15 protein-coding genes are annotated in these 17772 nt (G+C 70.1%); 10 read left to right on the plus strand and 5 right to left on the minus strand.

The window, feature by feature from the left end:
- Positions 1-69 precede the first annotated feature (69 nt).
- Positions 70-1434, plus strand: coding sequence for a DUF222 domain-containing protein (locus ACCO44_RS02790; RefSeq protein ID WP_372468245.1), 1365 nt, complete (start codon positions 70-72; stop codon positions 1432-1434).
- A 66-nt stretch (positions 1435-1500) separates the two neighbouring features.
- On the opposite strand, the gene ACCO44_RS02795 is transcribed toward ACCO44_RS02790, so the two are convergent.
- The 5 genes from ACCO44_RS02795 to ACCO44_RS02815 all read right to left on the minus strand — a co-directional run bounded on the left by ACCO44_RS02795 (position 1501) and on the right by ACCO44_RS02815 (position 6304).
- On the minus strand, positions 1501-2127 hold the full coding sequence (locus ACCO44_RS02795; RefSeq protein ID WP_372468246.1) for an ECF transporter S component: 627 nt from the start codon (positions 2125-2127) through the stop codon (positions 1501-1503).
- Complete coding sequence (locus ACCO44_RS02800) at positions 2124-2999, minus strand: siderophore-interacting protein (protein ID WP_372468248.1); 876 nt, start codon at positions 2997-2999, stop codon at positions 2124-2126. The genes ACCO44_RS02795 and ACCO44_RS02800 overlap by 4 nt, the downstream gene beginning before the upstream one ends.
- 10 nt (positions 3000-3009) lie before the next feature.
- Positions 3010-3795 (minus strand): energy-coupling factor transporter transmembrane component T, encoded by a 786-nt coding sequence (locus ACCO44_RS02805; protein WP_372469441.1) that lies wholly within the window; start codon positions 3793-3795, stop codon positions 3010-3012.
- A 77-nt stretch (positions 3796-3872) separates the two neighbouring features.
- Entirely contained in the window at positions 3873-5648 is a 1776-nt protein-coding gene (locus ACCO44_RS02810; protein ID WP_372468250.1) for an ABC transporter ATP-binding protein, read from the minus strand.
- Positions 5649-5758: 110 nt separating this feature from the next.
- On the minus strand, positions 5759-6304 hold the full coding sequence (locus tag ACCO44_RS02815; RefSeq protein WP_105712044.1) for an ECF transporter S component: 546 nt from the start codon (positions 6302-6304) through the stop codon (positions 5759-5761).
- Positions 6305-6492: 188 nt separating this feature from the next.
- Here ACCO44_RS02815 and ACCO44_RS02820 point away from each other — a divergent pair, with 188 nt between their 5' ends.
- From ACCO44_RS02820 to ACCO44_RS02860, 9 genes are all read left to right on the plus strand, one after another.
- The gene (locus tag ACCO44_RS02820) at positions 6493-9696 is read left to right on the plus strand and encodes a S8 family serine peptidase (protein ID WP_372468251.1); all 3204 of its coding nucleotides are present in this window, start codon (positions 6493-6495) and stop codon (positions 9694-9696) included.
- 178 nt (positions 9697-9874) lie between these two features.
- Positions 9875-12127 (plus strand): carbon starvation CstA family protein, encoded by a 2253-nt coding sequence (locus ACCO44_RS02825; RefSeq protein WP_372468252.1) that lies wholly within the window; start codon positions 9875-9877, stop codon positions 12125-12127.
- A gap of 1 nt (position 12128) precedes the next feature.
- On the plus strand, positions 12129-12374 hold the full coding sequence (locus tag ACCO44_RS02830; RefSeq protein WP_372468253.1) for a YbdD/YjiX family protein: 246 nt from the start codon (positions 12129-12131) through the stop codon (positions 12372-12374).
- A gap of 103 nt (positions 12375-12477) precedes the next feature.
- Positions 12478-12765 carry a helix-turn-helix domain-containing protein gene (locus tag ACCO44_RS02835; protein ID WP_372468255.1) on the plus strand — a complete coding sequence of 96 codons (288 nt, stop codon included), beginning with the start codon at positions 12478-12480 and terminating at the stop codon, positions 12763-12765.
- A complete protein-coding gene (locus tag ACCO44_RS02840) occupies positions 12762-13997 on the plus strand; it encodes a type II toxin-antitoxin system HipA family toxin (RefSeq protein WP_372468256.1) in 1236 nt (411 codons plus the stop codon). The genes ACCO44_RS02835 and ACCO44_RS02840 overlap by 4 nt, the downstream gene beginning before the upstream one ends.
- An 8-nt stretch (positions 13998-14005) precedes the next feature.
- Complete coding sequence (locus ACCO44_RS02845) at positions 14006-15187, plus strand: sensor histidine kinase (protein WP_372468257.1); 1182 nt, start codon at positions 14006-14008, stop codon at positions 15185-15187.
- 5 nt (positions 15188-15192) lie between these two features.
- On the plus strand, positions 15193-15933 hold the full coding sequence (locus tag ACCO44_RS02850; protein ID WP_372468259.1) for a LytR/AlgR family response regulator transcription factor: 741 nt from the start codon (positions 15193-15195) through the stop codon (positions 15931-15933).
- Positions 15930-16304 (plus strand): hypothetical protein, encoded by a 375-nt coding sequence (locus ACCO44_RS02855; RefSeq protein ID WP_029261300.1) that lies wholly within the window; start codon positions 15930-15932, stop codon positions 16302-16304. Before ACCO44_RS02850 ends, ACCO44_RS02855 begins: the two co-directional genes overlap by 4 nt.
- Complete coding sequence (locus tag ACCO44_RS02860) at positions 16301-17758, plus strand: cation acetate symporter (RefSeq protein ID WP_372468261.1); 1458 nt, start codon at positions 16301-16303, stop codon at positions 17756-17758. The genes ACCO44_RS02855 and ACCO44_RS02860 overlap by 4 nt, the downstream gene beginning before the upstream one ends.
- Positions 17759-17772 lie beyond the last annotated feature (14 nt).

Consider the following 17772-nt stretch of genomic DNA (forward strand, 5'->3'; position numbering starts at 1 on the left):
TCGGCGGAATTCTGGCATGTAATACGTAGAGATCTTCGAATGTAGCGTGTTAGTCGGTTAGAATGAAGCATGTCCACTTTGGCCGGGTTGCGCGAGGCGATGAGTACCCTCGGCGAGGCGTGGGCGGGTGCGGGCGAGGCGGGGGATCTGTCCCGGGCGCAGTTGATCGCGGTCAGTGACGCGATGGGTGCGCTGCAGCGGCGGGTGGACGCGATGCATGTCGAGGTCGCCGCGCGCCTCGCCTACGAGTCGCGGCCCGAGTTGGGGTCGGAGAGCCTGGCGAAGCAGCAGGGGTTCCGCACGGCGGCGGCGTTGATCGCCGCGACCACCGGGGTTTCCACGGGCGATGCGGCCCGGCTGGTGAAGGTGGGGGAGGCGACGGCGCCGCGCGCGGACCTTCTGGGGGCGCCGCTTCCGGCGAGGTATCCGTTGGTGCGGGCCGCGCTCGGCTCGGGCGCTCTCAGTGCGCCGGCCGCGGCGATGATCATCACGGTCCTGGATCGGTGCCGGGTGACGGCCGGGGCGGAGCGTGTCGCCCAGGGCGAGCGGGTGCTGGTCGAGAAAGCACAGGGGCTCGCGTTGGATGATGTGCGAAAGCTCGTGGTGCGGGCAGAAGCGTGGCTGGACCCCGAGGGGGTGGAGCCGAAAGAAGAGGAGCGGCGGGGGAAGCGGGCGTTGACCCTGTTCGAGCGGGACGGGATGGTGCACCTGAACGCGGTCCTCGACGCCGAGACCGCCGCCCCCGTTGTCACCGCGATCCGCGGGTTCGTGACCGCCGCGTTCGCCGCCCGGCAGGAAGCCCCCGACGCGGAGGCCCCGGATGCGGACCGGCGCACGGTCCCGATGATCCAGGCCGACGCGCTCGCGGTGTTCTGCGCGCACGTCCTCGGCTGCCAGACGCGGGTCCCGGTCGCCGGGGCCACGGTGATCGTCCGGATGAACCTCTCGGACCTGGAATCGGGGGCGGGATCGGCGGCCATCGACGGTCTCGACCAGCCGGTCAGTGTCGGGGCGGCGAGGCGGATGGCCGCCGGCGGAGGGATCATCCCCTGCGTCCTCGGGGCGGACAGTGAAGTGCTCGACTGGGGGCGGGAGAAACGCCTGTTCACCCGCGCACAACGACTCGCCCTCGTGGAACGTGATGGCGGGTGTGCGATGTGTGGGCTCCCACCCGAGATGACGAAAGCGCACCACATCCGCTGGTGGAAACGCGACCACGGGCCCACCGACCTGTCCAACGGGGTGCTGCTGTGTGAAACCTGCCACCACCGTATCCACGACAACGGGTGGGAAATCCGCGTCGACCGGCCCCGACACGGGACCGCGAACGGGGCCGGGACCGGGGGACGAGTGTGGTTCTTCCCACCCGCCTACGTCGACCCCACCCGCACCCCACGACTCGGCGGCCGCGCCCGCTTCGACATCGCCGCCTGACTGTCCGCCTGCGGATGGGTGCGGGCGGCGGATGGGGCGACGGCAGCGGATGCGGCCAGCGTCACGTCAGGATCGCTGCGATCGGCGCCCGCCGACGCCGGCCTTGCGGAGCCGGTCGGCGATGATGATTCCCAGGGCTGTGGTACCGACGCAGCTAGCCAGGGTGATCGAGAAGAACAGGGCCTGCACCGCGAGTGGGAAGCTGCCCAGATCGAACGATGCCCACGCCAGCACCGGATACACGACGCTGACCACGACCGCGCCGACATAGTGCATCCACGTGCCCCAGTACCGCCAGATCACGAAGAGGAACGGCAGCTCGGTGAACGCCGCCCACCACAGATTCGTCGCCACGCTGCCGAACCCGTAGCCGGAGAACGGCACGATCACGAGGCCGGCGAGCAGACCCACCAGGAGTCCGACCAGCGGGCGTCGCAGCAGACGCAGCGCGATGACCGACGGCAGCATCCAGAGCCCGGCCAGCGCCACGCTCGCGAACGGCGCCACGGGGAAGAGCAGCGTCGACAACCAGTTCGCCGGTGCCAGCAGCAGGCCGCCCGCCACACCGAGCGCCGCGCAGGTCAGCAGGATCGCGGTGGGAAAGCGGAACCGCCCACCCGGCTTTCGCGCGGTACCGCCCGATCCTCGCCGGGGAACCGCCGCGTCCGTGCCCGCCGCATCCACACCGCTCATGCCAGCGGCTCCGCTGCTGCCTCGCGAGCGGCCTTCGATGCGGGTGAGGCCGCACCGATCTTCCAGTACCCGCAGAAGCTGACCGCGTTCTTGTCGACACTGCGCTCGCCCACCAGGTGCTTGCGAGCGCCCGAGGCGAGCGCCTGCTCACCGGCCGCATACGCGTGGAACGGGGCATCCGGCAGCGCGGTGCGGCCCAGCGCCTGCAGCGCCAGCGCACCGGGGGCGACATCGTGAGGCCGCACGATCCAGACGACCTCGAGACCGGACGGATGCGGGAATTCCAGCGCATCCTCCGCGCTCGGCACCTCGATGATCGCCGTGCCGGTGGCATCCGCGGGCAGCGAGGCACTGATCGAGGCGATCGCCGGCAGTGCCGTCTCATCGCCGACCAGCACCACGCGGTCCGTGCCGCGCTGCGGGTTGAAGGTGAGCCCCTCGTCGATGATCAGCACGTGCTCGCCCGGCTGGCAGGTCTCCGCCCAGCGCGACGCCGGGCCGGCCGTGCCGTCGGCCGCCGAGCCGTGCAGCACGAAGTCCACGTCGATCTCGGCGCCGGCCTCCGCCGTCGCCGCACGATAGGCGCGCACGCTGTAGTTGCGCATCACGGGGCGTTCGCCGTCGGGGATGCGCAGGAACTTCAGATACCCGAACATCTTGTTCGCCTTGGCGGGCACCCGCTCGAGGCCGGCGTCGCCGCCGATCGGCAGGAACAGGCGGAACCACTGGTCGAAGCCCATCGGGCGGAACTTCTCGATCTCGCCGCCGCCGAGAGTCACGCGGATCCAGTGCGCCGAGAGGCGCTCCGAGCGCAAGACCGTCAGATGGATGAGCTCGGTCGTCTCGGGCTTGACCATCTTGCTGTATGCCATGGGGCGCCTTTCAGGGAAGCTGCCAGGGGAAGAGGGCGACGAAGATGGCGGCGGACGCCAGCAGTGTCGCGAGAGTGAAGACCGTGTCCCGCGTGCGGAACGGCACGAGATGCCGCTCGGTGCGGGTGGGATGAGCGCCGAACGCCCGGGAATCCATCGCCAGGGCGACGCGCTCGGCATGGCGGATGGCCCCGGCGAGCAGCGGCACGATGTAGCCCCAACCGCGCGCGATACGGGCGAACGGTCCGCGCCCGCCGTGGTACCCGCGCACCCGATGCGCCGCGCGGATCACGGCCAGCTCATGTCCGAATCGCGGCACGAACCGGAACGCCGCGAGCGCCGTGTAGCCGACGCGGTAGGGCACCCGGAGCTGCTGCACGCTCGCCCGTACGAGGTCGGGGCCGCTGGTGGTGAGTCCGCCGACGAGGGCGAGCGCCATGATCGAGCCGAGCCGCAGCGCGGTCGCCGCGCCGATCACCAGAGCGCCGCTGTACAGCGTCCAGTCGCCGATCCGCACCACCGGCGTGCTGCCGTCGACGAGCCCGGCATCCACCCACAACGAGAATCCGACCGCGACCAGCAGCATCCCGGCCGGGAGTCCGAGGAGCAGCAGAGCGAGCAGACGTCGCGTGAGGCGGGCGCCGACCAGGATCAGCGCGTATGCGAGCACGAGGAACGCGGCCGGGGTGGCGAGGTCGCGGACGAACACGAGCAGCACCATCGCCGGGGCGAAACCCGCGACCTTGGCGAGCGGATTCAGGGCGTACAGGAACTGCCGGGGCGAGGTCGCCGTCATCCGGGCGTACGGGTCGAAAGCGCGGTCTCCGCCGGCGGCGCCGGTGTTGCGGACGGTGCTGCCCGCGGCATCGGCGCTCATCGGATCACCTCGAGCCCCGCGGATACCAGCACGCGCTGCAGCGCGGGTACGCGGAGCCCGGCATCGGCGAACAGCTGCTGGTCGCGGAACAGCGCTGCGGTGGCGCCCGCCGCCCGCACCTGCCCGCCGGCGAGGAGCACGACGTGCGTGCTGTGCTCTGCGACGAGCTGCAGGTCGTGCGTGACGATCACGATCGTCGTGCCCTCGGCGCGGAGGTTCTGCAGGAGATCGAGGAGCTCGGCCGCCCGTGCGCGGTCCTGCCCGAAGGTCGGCTCGTCCAGCGCGAGGACGCGCGGCCGCGTGATCAGAGCCGTCCCCACCGAGAGCCGTCGCTTCTCGCCTCCTGACAGGAGGAACGGGTGCACGTCCGCCTTGTGCTCGAGGCCGAACCGCGCGAGCATCTCCTCGACGCGCGCGGCGATCTCCGCGTCCGGCACGTGCCGCAGCCGTAACCCGTGCGCCAGCTCGTCGAAGACCGTGTGCGCGATGAACTGGTGCTCGGGGTTCTGGAACACGAATCCGATGCGCGCGGCGAGGTCGCGAGGTGAGGCCGTGCCCGGATCGATGCCGTCGACCGACACCTGCCCCCGCGGGGGTGGTACGACGCCCGCGAGAGCCTGGATCAGTGTCGTCTTGCCGGCACCGTTCGCGCCGACGATCGCGGTGAGGCTTCCGGGCTCGAGGTCGAGGTCGATCCCGTGCAGGATCTCGGTCCGCCGGCGCCGCACGGTCAACCCGCGGGCGCGGATGATCGGCTCGGGTCGGCTGGCGTCCGCGCGTTTCGCGTCGCTGCCCTCGTCGCTGCCCTCGTCGGTCGCCGAGCCAGCCGAGCCAGCCGAGCCAGCCGAGCCAGCCGAGCCAGCCGAGCCAGCCGAGCCAGTCGAGCCAGTCGAGCGAGCGGAGCGAGACGAAACGCCCTCCCGCTCCAGCACAACCGCGAGCGCCTGCGGTGTCAGCGGCAACGGATCGAGCGCGAACCCCTGCTCCCGAAGCCGCAGGGCAGCGAGCGTCGCCGCCGGCAGCCAGACGCCCATCTCGACGAGCTCGTCGGCATGCGCGCGGATGATCTCGCCCGCCGGCCCGTCGAACACGACTCTGCCGTCGCGATCGAGCACGATCGTGCGCGTCACGAAGTCCATCGCCGCGTCGAGGTTGTGCTCGACGAGGAGGATCGCGCGGTCTCCGGCGGCGACCACATCCGCCAGCGCCGCATAGACGTCGTCGATGCCCTGCGGATCGAGGTTGGCGGTCGGCTCGTCGAGCACGATCAGCGGCGAATCCATCGCGAGGGCGCAGGCGATCGCGAGCCGCTGCCGTCCGCCGCCGGACAGGTGGTCCGGGTTCTCGTCCCGCCGATCCCAGAGCCCGACCCGGCGCAGCGCCGCTTCGACGCGACCCCGCACGACGTCGAGTGCGAGCAGGAGATTCTCCGGGCCGAAGGCCACCTCGTCGTAGACGGTGCCGGTGACGATCTGCGAGTCCGGGTCCTGGAACACCATCGCGACGTGCGTGCTCAGAGCGGCGGGCTGCGCGGCGGCGGTGTCGATTCCGCCGGCCTCGACGGTGCCGACCATGGTCGCCGGCAGGGCATGCGGGATCAGGCCGTTGAGGGCGAGCGTGAGCGTCGACTTGCCGGATCCGGAGGGTCCGAGCAGGAGGACGACCTCGCCGGGGCCGATGTCGAACGTCACGTCGCGCGGCGAGGGGTGCGCGGCATCGGCGTGGGTGAGCGAGAGCTCACGCACGCTCAGCAGGGGCGCAGATGGGCGCACGGCGGAGTCCCGGGTCGACGGATCGTACCCGTCTAACTTAGCTGAGCCTTACCTGATCCGCCATCGACCGGCACGGGGCGACCGGCGCCCAGGCGACCGGTGCCGAGGGGTCAGCGCCGAGCGACTCCGGCCCGGCGCAGCGCCGAGCCGATCGCGAGCCCCACTGCGGTCCACGCGATCGGGCCGAGCACCGAGATCGCCAGGTACAGGATCTGCGCCCACGGCGCCATGACCGACAGGTGCGCGGCGAAGAACACGACGACCGCGACGATGACCCCGATCACGGCGGCCGAGATGAAGAAGCGCCACGGCCCCCAGGCGCGGTAGCGGGTGAGGGCGGCGACGCCCTCCTGGATGAGGCCGAACAGCAGGGCGGTGCCGATGAACCGCAGCGCCCACGCCGGGTTGAAGGCACTCGCGATCAGCGCCGCGAACACGTGCGTGATCAGGGCGACGAGCGGCAGTCGCAGCACCTCCTGGGCGATGATCCCCGGCAGCACGTGCGAGCCGAGCACGAGTCCGTAGAGGAAGAGGAGGGGGCTCGCCAGCAGCACGGGAGTCACCCATCCGGCGATGCCCGCGAGGATGCCCGTGGCCACTCCGATCGCTGCGCAGACGAGCAGTACTCGAGTCGACAGGAGGGGGGTGCGGGCCACCTCTCCAGCTTACTGTCGACCTATCGGGAGGGAGGCCGTGGATAACCCTGGCCGATCGGCGAAGGCCGGTTGGCCGATCGGCCAGTTCTCTCTCCGGCGGCGAAGAGCGGGACTATGTTGGCCGCGGTGCAGCAACGCGGTTGCACCGTGATCATCGGGAGCACCACATGGGTCGAACACCCCTCCGGATGGCAGCAGCCACCACCCTGGCGACTCTGTTCATCGCATCGACGGCAACTACCGGCTACGCGGCGACCGGGGAGGTGACGCATCCCGTCCCGGTCGCAGGCACGCCCGGCCACTACATCGTGGTCATGAAGTCCGATCCGCTCGCGAGCTATGAGGGCGACGTCAAAGGCCTGAAGGCGACGAAGCCCGCCGAGGGCGAGCAGCTCGAGACGCAATCGCAGGACTCGCAGCGGTACGTCAAGCACCTGCAGACGCAGCAGACCGACCTGGTCGGCGACATCGGAGTCACGCCCGACAACACCTATCAGGTCGCGCTCAACGGTTTCAGCGCCGACCTCTCCGGTGAGCAGGTCGATGCGCTGCGTGCGTCGAAGGATGTCCTCGGCGTGTACCCGGACGAGGTCCGGCACCCCGACGCGCAGACGTCCACCGACTTCCTCGGCCTCGGCGACGACCGCAAGGGGCGAGGCGGAGTGTGGCAGCAGACCGGCGGCGTCGAGAAGGCCGGCGAGGGCGTCGTGGTCGGCGTGATCGACACCGGCATCGCGCCGGAGCATCCGTCCTTCGAGGGCAAGAAGATCAAGAAGCAGAAGAAGCAGCAGAGCCGACACAAGGGCAACCAGCCCTACACCGACGGCACCAACGTGTACTTCGACAAGTCCGACGGCGGGCAGTTCCAGGCCGCGATGGTCGAAGGCCAGGACTGGGACACGAGCGACTACTCCTCGAAGCTCATCGGCGGACAGTACTTCTACGCCGGGGCCGAGGCCGCCGGATTCGACTTCCAGTACGACTACCTCTCGCCGCGTGATGGCGACGGCCACGGCTCGCACACCGCGAGCACCGCGGCGGGTAACTTCAAGGTCGACGCCGCCATCGAGGGCGTCGACTTCGGGACGGTCTCGGGCGTCGCACCCGGTGCGAAGGTCGCGGCCTACAAGGCCTGCTACGTCGGGCCGGACACGACCGTCACCACCGACGACATCTGCGCTCTGAGCGACCTCGTCGCGGCGATCGATCAGGCGGTCGCCGACGGCGTCGACGTGATCAACTACTCCATCGGCGGAGGGGCGGCGAGCACCGTGCTGTCGCCGGAGGACCTCGCGTTCTTCAACGCCGCGGCCGCGGGTGTCTTCGTCGCGACGAGTGCCGGCAACGACGGCCCCGACCCGGTCACGGCCGACCACGCCTCGCCCTGGTACACGACCGTCGCCGCATCGACCATCCCGACCTGGGAGGGCACCGTGCAGTTCGACGGGTTCGAGCAGGCCGGAGCCTCGGTGAGCGTGCCGTTCGGTGAGAGCGTCACCGGCCCGTCGATCGCCGCGGTGGATGCCGCCGCGGCAGGAGCGGTCGACCCGCAGCTCTGCCTGCCGGGCACCCTCGACCCCGCGAAGGTCACAGGGCGCATCGTGGTCTGCGACCGCGGCGGCAACGCACGCGCCGAGAAGTCGCAGGTCGTGAAGGATGCCGGGGGCATCGGCATGGTCCTCGTGAACGTGCCGGGTGGCGCGGACTCGCTCGACAACGACTTCCACGCCGTGCCGACCGTGCACCTGAACGCCGTGCACCGCGCCGCCGTGCTGGCGTACGTCCAGGGCGGCGTCGACCGTCCGATCACCCTCGTCGGCGAGAACACCACGGGCGTGACCACCCCGACGCCGCAGATCGCGGGCTTCTCCAGCCGCGGGCCGATGCTGGCCGACGGCAGCGATGTGCTGAAGCCGGATGTCGCGGCCCCCGGCGTCGCCATCCTCGCGGCGACGAACAACGGACCCGACGAGGAGCCGACCTTCGGCATCCTCTCCGGCACGTCGATGGCCTCGCCGCACGTGGCAGGTCTCGGAGCGCTGTACCTCGGTGAGCACCCGAAGGCGACGCCGGCGGAGATCCGCTCGGCGATGATGACCACCGCGTACGACACCGTGCTGCCCGACGGATCGAAGAACACCGACCCGTTCGAGCAGGGCGCGGGTCAGGTCGACCCGAAGCGGTATCTGAACCCCGGGCTGCTGTACCTCAACGGGGTCAAGGACTGGGCGGCGTTCCTCGACGGGAAGGGCCTGTCGGACTTCCCGGGGATCGAGCCCATCGACGGCAGCGACCTCAACCAGGCGTCGATCTCGATCGGCTCGCTGGCCAGCGCGCAGACCGTCACCCGCACCGTCACCTCGACCGAGAAGGGCACCTTCACCGCGAAGGCCTCCGTTCCGGGCGTGAACGTCAAGGTCACCCCGCAGCAGTTGAAGTTCGACAAGCCGGGTCAGACCAAGACCTTCACCGTCACGTTCGACAACAAGAGCGCGCCGGTCGAGGAGTGGGCGACCGGTTCGCTCACCTGGAAGAGTGCGAAGAACTCGGTGCGTTCGCCGATCGCGGTGTTCCCGGTCACGGCGGATGCTCCGGCCGAGGTCACCGGCACCGGCGTCGACGGCAGCACGTCCGTGGAGATCACCCCCGGTCTCGACGGCGACCTGGCGCTGAACCTCTCGGGCCTCACCGCCTACGAGCTCCTGACCGACCCGGACAACCCGGTCGAGGGGCACTCGGGCGATGAGAACTCGGGTGATGCGAACAAGGACGTCGCCTGGATCGTGGACGTCCCGGAGGGCACGACGCTCTCCCGGTTCGACCTCGACTCGTCGGACGACGACGGCAGCGACCTCGACCTCACCGTGTACCGCGTGGTGAGCCCGGACGACCTGCGGTATTACGAGAACTGGCAGTCGGCGACCGGCTCGGCGGACGAGCAGGTCACGGTGCCGGCACCGACCGCCGGCACCTATCTGGTGGTGGCGAACGTGTATGCGACGACGGGGCCGATGACGTGGGACATGTCCTACGCCAACGTGCAGCCCGCCGGCGACGGGGCGTTCACCGCGACGCCGAATCCGATCGCCGCGGTCCGCGGTGAGAAGACGAGCTACGACCTCAGCTGGACCGGCCTGACCGCCGGCACCCGCTATCTCGGACTCGTCCAGTACGGCGACTCGGCCGTCCGCACCGTCGTCACGGTGACGACGCCGGACGCCGCGAAGCAGGCGCCGCCGACGGATGCCCCGGAGACGGATGCCCCGCCGACGGATGCGCCGGAGCCGGATGCCCCGGAGCCGGATGCGCCGGAGACCGAGGCTCCGGAGACCCCGGCGCCGGAGAGTCCCGCACCGGAGACGGAGGCCCCGGAGACGCCGAAGCCGGAGTAGCCCCCACAGCACAGCGCCCCGCGGTCTCCCTTCCGCGGGGCGCTGTGTGCGCGCACGGGCATCCGTTCATCGCGTGATCGATGCCGCTCGTCGCAGCATCCGCTCCCACCCCGGCCTCCGGTCTCCGCGTCTTCCTAACGTGGGGGAACGCAATGTCGCGTATCCCGAGGAGACTCCCATGACCGCACCGGGCACCGAACCCGTCATCGTCACCGACCCGAAACTCCCCTCCGTCGCCCTCACCGAGGAGCATCACGAGAAGGCGAACCGCTGGACCCTGCCGAAGATCATCCTCTGGGCGGCGATCGCCCTGCTGGGTGCTGTGGCCTGGACCATGCTCGCGATCGTGCGTGGCGAGACCGTCAACGCGATCTGGTTCGTGTTCGCCGCGGTCTGCACGTATCTGATCGGCTACCGGTTCTACTCGAAGGTGATCGAGAAGTACATCACCCGGCCCGATGACCGCCGGGCCACCCCCGCCGAGGTCCGCCAGGACGGCAAGGACTACGTCCCCACCGACCGGCGCGTGCTCTACGGCCACCACTTCGCCGCCATCGCCGGCGCCGGCCCGCTCGTCGGCCCGGTGCTCGCCGCGCAGATGGGCTACCTCCCCGGTACCATCTGGATCATCGTCGGCGTCGTGCTCGCCGGAGCCGTGCAGGACTACACGGTCCTCTTCTTCTCGATGCGCCGCGGCGGCCGCACGATCGGCCAGATGGCCCGTCAGGAGCTCGGCAAGATCGGTGGCACCGCCGCGATCATCGCCTCGCTGCTGATCATGCTGATCATCGTCGCGATCCTCGCGCTCGTCGTCGTCAACGCGCTCGGCGAGAGCCCGTGGGGTGTCTTCTCGGTCGCCATGACAATCCCGATCGCGCTCTTCATGGGCGTCTACCTGCGCTACCTGCGCCCTGGCAAGGTCACCGAGGTCTCGATCATCGGCTTCGCGCTGCTGATGGCCGCCATCATCGGCGGCGGCTGGGTCGCGGGCACCGAGTGGGGTCAGGCGATCTTCCACCTCGACCGCACCACCATCGCGTGGGGCATCATCATCTACGGTTTCATCGCCGCCGTGCTCCCGGTCTGGCTGCTGCTCGCTCCCCGCGACTATCTGTCGACCTTCATGAAGATCGGCGTGATCGTCATGCTCGCCGGAGCCATCGTCCTGGTGCGCCCCGAGATCACCGTCCCCGCGGTCAGCATCTTCGGCGAGAACGGCATGGGTCCGGTGTTCGCCGGTCCGCTCTTCCCGTTCCTGTTCGTCACGATCGCCTGCGGTGCGCTTTCGGGGTTCCATGCGCTGATCGCGTCCGGAACCACACCGAAGCTCATCGAGAAGGAGCGCCAGACGCGCTTCATCGGCTACGGCGGCATGCTCATGGAGTCGTTCGTCGCGATCATGGCCCTCGTCGCCGCGATCTCGATCGACCAGGGCATCTACTTCGCCATGAACGCGCCGGCCTCGGCGACGGGCGGCACGGTCGAAGGCGCCGTCGCCTTCGTGAACTCGCTGGGCCTGACGGGGGTGAACCTCACGCCCGAGATGCTCACCGGCACGGCAGCGGCGGTCGGCGAGGAGTCGATCGTCTCGCGCACCGGTGGGGCTCCGACGCTCGCCCTCGGCCTCGCGCACATCATGCAGCAGGCCCTCGGCGGTCAGGCGCTCATGGCGTTCTGGTACCACTTCGCGATCATGTTCGAGGCGCTGTTCATCCTCACCGCGGTGGATGCCGGCACCCGCGTCGCCCGTTTCATGCTGCAGGACTCCATCGGCGCCTGGTTCCCTAAGTTCCGTGACGTGTCGTGGCGCCCCGGCGTCTGGATCTGCACCGCGATCATGGTGGCCGGCTGGGGAGCGATCCTCATCCTCGGTGTGACCGACCCGCTCGGCGGCATCAACACCTTCTTCCCGCTGTTCGGCATCGCGAACCAGCTGCTCGCCGCGATCGCGCTCGCCGTGGTGCTGGCCATCGTCGCCAAGCGCGGCCGCAGCTACTTCAAGTGGCTGTGGATCATCGCCCTGCCGCTCGCGTTCACCGCGGTCGTCACCATCACGGCGTCGTTCTACAAGATCCTCTCCCCGGTCCCCGCGATCGGCTACTGGGCGAACCACTTCAAGTACGTGGCGGCCCGCGACTCCGGCGACACCGCGCTCGGTGGGCCCGAGGTGCTCGACGCGGTCATCCGCAACACGGCCGTGCAGGGCACCCTGTCGATCATCTTCGTCACCCTCGCGATCATCGTGATGGTCATGGCTGTGATCGTCACGGTCAAGGCGATCCGCAACGGCGGCGGCGAGAACACCGAAGACGAGCCGGTCGCCTCGCGCCGCTTCGCCCCGGCCGGGTTCCTGCCGAGCACCGCGGAGCGCGAGCTCGAGAAGCAGTGGGAGCCGATCCTCGCCGACGAGCGCAAGGCGTCGTCCCACTGAGATGGCCGACACCATGACTCGGACGGATGCCGCGACCACCCTCCTGCGCGCTCTCCTGGGCGCCGTGGGCCGGGTGGGCCGCGGCATCCGCTGGTACATGACGAACCTGATGGGCGACAGCGCCTATGCGACCTATGTCGCCCATCAGCGCCGCGTGCACCCGGACGAGGAGCCGATGACCGAGCGGCAGTTCTGGCGGGAGCGGATGGACGACCAGGACCGCAACCCCGGTGCCCGCTGCTGCTGAGCGCGGAGCGGCCGATCCGAGGCGAGTTATGACCAGTATGCTCGCCATAACCGCATGTTATGACTAGTATGTTCGTCATAACAGACTGGCGGAGGTGGCGCGCATGGCCGGATATCGGATCGCTCGGGACATGGAGACGTTCGGCGAGCACATCCGCGGATGGCGCATGGTGCTGGGGCTGACCGCCCAGCAAGTCGCCGAGCGAGCGAACATCTCGCGCGACACGTTGCGCAAGATCGAGAACGGCAATGCGACAGTCACGTTCGAGAATGTCGCCCAGGTGCTGCGGTCACTCGGCATTCTCGAGGCGGTCGTGAACGCCGTCGATCCGTTGAGCACCGACATCGGCAGGCTCCGCGCCTCGAGCCTCGAGAAGACGCGCGCTCGATGAGCGACTACGAGGTCTATGGTGACGACCGTGGCGACCTGCAGCTGGTGGGGCAGGCGCATTTCACCAGCGGCAGGTCGCTTGCCACCACCTTCCTCTATGACGCGGCGTACCTCGCCCGCGGCGGCGCGAACATCGATCCGTCGCTGCAGCTCGTTCCCGGACCGCAGTACCAGTCCGGGATGCTGCGGGCGTTCTCCGACAGCTCGCCGGACCGTTGGGGCCGCAACCTCATCGACAAGGCCGAGCGGATAGCCGCCCGCGAGGCCGGTCGCGCTCCGAGGAGCCTCGACGACGTCAGCTACCTCTTGGGTGTCAGCGACGACACTCGCCAGGGCGCGCTGCGCTTCCGTGCCGTGGGCACCGAGGACTTCCTCGGTGCAGAAGCTCATGTCCCTGCGATCGTCGAACTTCCGAACCTCCTGCGCCGCAGCGATGAACTCGCCGGCGACGACGACTACACCGAGGCGGTCAAGCAGCTGCTCGACACCGGAACCACAGGCCTGGGTGGCGCGCGGCCGAAGGCATCCGTGCGTCTCGAGGACGGATCCCTCGGGTTCGCGAAGTTCCCGCATTCCAGCGACGGGTGGGATGTCATGGCGTGGGAGGCGACCACTCTCGGTCTGCTGTCGGACTGCGGAATCGCAGTGCCAGAATTCCGTCTCACACGCCTGGGAGAGCGCTGCGTCCTCATCCTGCGCCGCTTCGACCGGGACGCGAAGCAGCAGCGGATCGGGTACATCAGCGCCATGACCGCGATCGGAGCCGCCGACGGCGAGCACCACGACTACGTCGAGATCGCCGACGCCATCCGCGACATCGCGCGCTCCCCTCGCGCCGCGCTCTCTGATCTCTTTGACCGCGCGATCGTCAATGTCGCTCTCGGCAACACGGATGATCACCTGCGCAATCATGGTTTCCTCAGCGATGGCAACGCCTGGACGCTCAGCCCCGCCTTCGACGTCAATCCGAATCCTGATCTCGCCCGGAGCCGATCGACCTCGATCGCCGGAGCCGACACGTACGACACGGAGATCGAGGGTCTGCTCGCGCTCGCGGACGACTGCGACCTGACGCAGAGCCGGGCTCGAGAGCACATGGCGAGTATCTCCGAGGCGCTCTCATCGTGGCAGGATCGCGCGCGTCGAAATCGCCTCCCCGAGAAGGAGATCTCACGCATGGGCGAATCGATCGCTCCGAGGCTGGACCTCGTGGCCACGGCCGGTCGAAAGTAGTTGATCCCATGACCGACGTCGTTCTCGCCGCAGTGCTCGGCGTGCTCGGCGGCGTCGTCCTGACGCTGCTGCTGCTGCTCGCCCGTCGGCTCGCGCGCGGGGCGACCGATCTCGGCAGCGACGCGGAGCAGGCGGCGCTCACGGCCCTGCATCAGGCGAGCCTCGCCGCTCCGCACCTGCGCGCGGGTCTGGCGGCCCCCGACGTCGTCAAGGCCGCGCGCCACCTGCGGGTGCTGCTCGGCAGCGCCGCCGTGGCGATCGTCAGCGCCGACGACACCGTCTCGTTCGACGGCTCGTCCGACGGGCTGGAGTCGGCGGCGGTCCGTATCGCGGCGCAGGTCCGGGCCTCCGGGCGTCGGCAGGTGTTCCCCGCGTCGGGCCGCGACGACGACCTCGAGGCCGTCGGGGCGCCGATCCGCGTCGACGGCCGTGTGGTCGGCGTCGTCGTCGCGTTCGCGGCACCCGTCGGGGCGGCGCTCGTGCGGGCCGCCGAAGAGGTCGCCGACTGGTGCGCCGCGCAGGTCGAGCTCGGGGTGCTCGACTCATCACGGACCCAGCTCGCCGAGGCGGAGCTGCGGTCGCTGCGAGCGCAGATCTCCCCGCACTTCATCTACAACGCCCTCACGGCGATCGCCTCGTTCATCCTCACCGACCCCGAGCGTGCCCGCGAGCTGGTGCTCGAGTTCGCCGATTTCACGCGCTACTCATTCCGGCGACAGGGGGAGTTCACCACGCTCTCCGAGGAACTGGGCAGCATCCACTCCTACCTCGAACTGGAGCGCGCCCGCTTCGGCGACCGGCTGCGCGTGACGCTGCAGATCGCGCCGGAGACCCTGGCGACGGTCATCCCCTTCCTCTCTGTGCAGCCGCTCGTCGAGAACGCGGTGCGGCACGGGCTCGAGCCGGGTGAGGGCGGCGGCGAGATCCGCATCGCCTCACGCGACGACGGCACGCACACCGAGATCACCGTCGAGGACGACGGTGTGGGAATGGACCCCGAGGCCCTGCGCGCCACGCTCACCGCGAGCGACGACGGCGTGCACGTCGGCCTCCGTAACGTCGACACCCGGCTGCGCCAGCTCTACGGTGCGGACGGCGGTCTGGTGGTCGAGACGAACACCGGCGCGGGTACCCTGGTGCGCATGCGGGTCCCGAAATCTCAGCCGCAGCACGATCCGGACACCGAGTGACGACGATGCCGACGAACAGTGCACCCCCGGTAGACGTCCTCGTCGCAGACGATGAGAACCCTGCGCTCGACGAGCTCGTTCACCTGCTGCGCACCGATCCGCGCATCGGGCAGATCCTCACGGCGTCGTCGGGTGCCGAGGCGCTGCGGCTGATGTCCGAGCGCGCGGTGCGGATCGCGTTCCTCGACATCCACATGCCGGGTCTCAGCGGCACCGACCTCGCGCGGGCGCTGATGACTCTCGCCGCGCCACCGGCGGTCGTGTTCGTCACGGCCGACGACGCCAAGGCGGTGGAGGCGTTCGAGCTGCGAGCCGCGGACTACCTGCTCAAGCCTGTGCGGGCCGCGCGGCTGCGTCAGGCGGTCGACCGCGTGGTCGAGCTCGGCGACACCGCGGCATCCGGCGACGACGAGATGCTGCCGGTCACGGTCGGCTCCGCGGTGCGGTTCGTGCGGCGCAGCGACGTGACCTGGGTGCAGGCGCAGGGCGACTACTCGCGGCTGCACACCGGCGACGGCGCGGGGCATCTCGTGCGCATCCCCATCTCCGAGCTGGAGACGCGGTGGACGGATGCCGGGTTCCTGCGCATCCACCGCTCGTCGCTCGTGCGCATCTCCGCCGTGACCGAGGCCCGTCTGTCCGGCACGGAGGCTGCCGTCTCGATCGGTGGACTCTCGCTTCCGGTGAGTCGGAGGATGGTGCCGGCCGTGCGCGAGGCGCTGGTGCGCGGTGAGGGCGCGGGATGACCGAGAAGCCGAAGCGGGTCCGCGTCACCGCCGATCTCCCCGACCGGCGCCCGGTGCCCCTGACCCGCGGCATCGCACTGCCCGGTGCCCCCGTGGACGAGGCGGATGCCGTCTACGCGCGGGCCCTGATGCGCAGCCAGCTCCGCCTCGCACTGGGGACCGTCGCCGGATTCGTGGTCGTCGTCGTCGCGCTCACCCTGGCGATCGCGCTCATCCCCGAGATCGGACGCATCCTGGTGTGGGGCCTGCCGCTGTCCTGGCTGCTGCAGGCGTACGCGTTCTACCCGATCATCGTCGTCTTCGCGGTGCTGTACGTGCGCACCGCCGGCCGCAACGAGCGCCGGTACCGGGCGCTGCGGGATCGCGAATGAACGCGGTGCTCGACCTCATCGGGGTCGCGCTCGTCATCGTCGCCACGCTGCTGATCGGCGTCTACGGGCTGCGCATCTCACGCACGACGGGAGACTTCTTCGTCGCCTCGCGCACCGTGCGACCGGTGTGGAACGCGTCGGCGATCAGCGGCGAGTATCTGTCCGCCGGCACGTTCCTCGGGCTGTCGGGCCTGGTGCTGCTCGACGGTGCCCGCGGCTTCTGGTTCCCGATCGGCTATGCCGCCGGCTACCTGCTGGTGCTCGCATTCGTCGCCGCCCCGCTCCGGCGCAGCGGCGCGTACACGATCCCCGACTTCATCGAGGCGCGGCTGGAATCGACTTCTGCACGGCGGGTGACCAGCATCGCGGTGCTCGTCATCGGCTGGCTGTACATCGTGCCGCAGCTGCACGGCGCCGGGCTCACCCTGCTCGTCGTGGCCGGCCTTCCCGAATGGGTGGGCGCGGTGACCGTCGCGGTGCTCGTGGCGGCGGCGGTCGCGGCGGGCGGCATGCGGGCGATCACCTACGTGCAGGCGTTCCAGTACTGGCTCAAGCTCACCGCGCTCCTGGTGCCCGTGGTCTTCATCGCCTTCGCCCTGAGCGGGGGACCGCACGACTTCGATCCGGCGCTCGTGTTCCCCGTCGAGGCCGGTCCCTCCGGCTTCGACGTGTACGAGACGGCCTCCCTCCTGCTGGCACTGCTGCTGGGCACGATGGGCCTGCCGCACGTGCTGGTGCGGTTCTACACGAGCCCGACCGGGGTGTCCGCTCGTCGCACGACGGTGATCGTGATCGGCATGGTGAGCGCGTTCTATGCGGTGTCGAGCACGATGGGCCTGCTGGCCCGCATCGCCGCTCCCGACCTCGCCGTGCCGGGGGTGGCGGACACGGTGGTGCTGCTGCTGCCCTCGCGGGTCTTCCCCGGAATGCTCGGGGAGCTGCTGACCGCGCTGATCGTCGCCGGAGCGTTCGCCGCGTTCCTGGCGACCTCGGCCGGGCTCGTCGTGTCGCTCGCGGGGGTGATCAGCCAGGACGTGTTCTCCGGCTCGGTGCGGTCGTTCCGGCTGTCGGCCGTGCTCTGCGCCCTGGTGCCGCTCGTGGTCGCGCTGCTCACGGCACCGGCAGGCCTCGGATCGAGCGTCGGCGTGGTGTTCGTGGTGGCGGCGTCGACGCTGTCACCGGTGGTGCTGCTCGGCGTGTGGTGGCGCGGGCTCACCGCTCGAGGGGCCGTGGCCGGGATGGTGTCGGGCGGATTGGCCGCAGGTCTCGCGCTGCTCGTGCACGCGGCGGTCGGGGGAGTCGGCGTCGCCGCGCCCTACCTCGCGCAGCCGGCCGCCTGGACGATCCCGCTCGCCACGGCGGTGACGGTCGTGGTCTCGCTCCTCGACCCGCGGGGGCCGTCGCCGCGCACGGAACGCTTCCTCGCGCGGGTGCACACCCCGGAGCGCGGCTGAGTCAGGGCTGGAAC

Source organism: Microbacterium maritypicum (assembly GCF_041529975.1).
Lineage (GTDB): Bacteria > Actinomycetota > Actinomycetes > Actinomycetales > Microbacteriaceae > Microbacterium.

Coding starts and splice junctions, on each gene's coding strand:
- ACCO44_RS02790 (WP_372468245.1), top strand. CDS start 70: ATGTCCACTTTGGCCGGGTTGCGCGAGGCGATGAGTACCCTCGGCGAG.
- ACCO44_RS02795 (WP_372468246.1), bottom strand. CDS start 2,127: ATGAGCGGTGTGGATGCGGCGGGCACGGACGCGGCGGTTCCCCGGCGA.
- ACCO44_RS02800 (WP_372468248.1), bottom strand. CDS start 2,999: ATGGCATACAGCAAGATGGTCAAGCCCGAGACGACCGAGCTCATCCAT.
- ACCO44_RS02805 (WP_372469441.1), bottom strand. CDS start 3,795: ATGACGGCGACCTCGCCCCGGCAGTTCCTGTACGCCCTGAATCCGCTC.
- ACCO44_RS02820 (WP_372468251.1), top strand. CDS start 6,493: ATGGCAGCAGCCACCACCCTGGCGACTCTGTTCATCGCATCGACGGCA.
- ACCO44_RS02825 (WP_372468252.1), top strand. CDS start 9,875: ATGACCGCACCGGGCACCGAACCCGTCATCGTCACCGACCCGAAACTC.
- ACCO44_RS02830 (WP_372468253.1), top strand. CDS start 12,129: ATGGCCGACACCATGACTCGGACGGATGCCGCGACCACCCTCCTGCGC.
- ACCO44_RS02835 (WP_372468255.1), top strand. CDS start 12,478: ATGGCCGGATATCGGATCGCTCGGGACATGGAGACGTTCGGCGAGCAC.
- ACCO44_RS02840 (WP_372468256.1), top strand. CDS start 12,762: ATGAGCGACTACGAGGTCTATGGTGACGACCGTGGCGACCTGCAGCTG.
- ACCO44_RS02845 (WP_372468257.1), top strand. CDS start 14,006: ATGACCGACGTCGTTCTCGCCGCAGTGCTCGGCGTGCTCGGCGGCGTC.
- ACCO44_RS02850 (WP_372468259.1), top strand. CDS start 15,193: ATGCCGACGAACAGTGCACCCCCGGTAGACGTCCTCGTCGCAGACGAT.
- ACCO44_RS02855 (WP_029261300.1), top strand. CDS start 15,930: ATGACCGAGAAGCCGAAGCGGGTCCGCGTCACCGCCGATCTCCCCGAC.
- ACCO44_RS02860 (WP_372468261.1), top strand. CDS start 16,301: ATGAACGCGGTGCTCGACCTCATCGGGGTCGCGCTCGTCATCGTCGCC.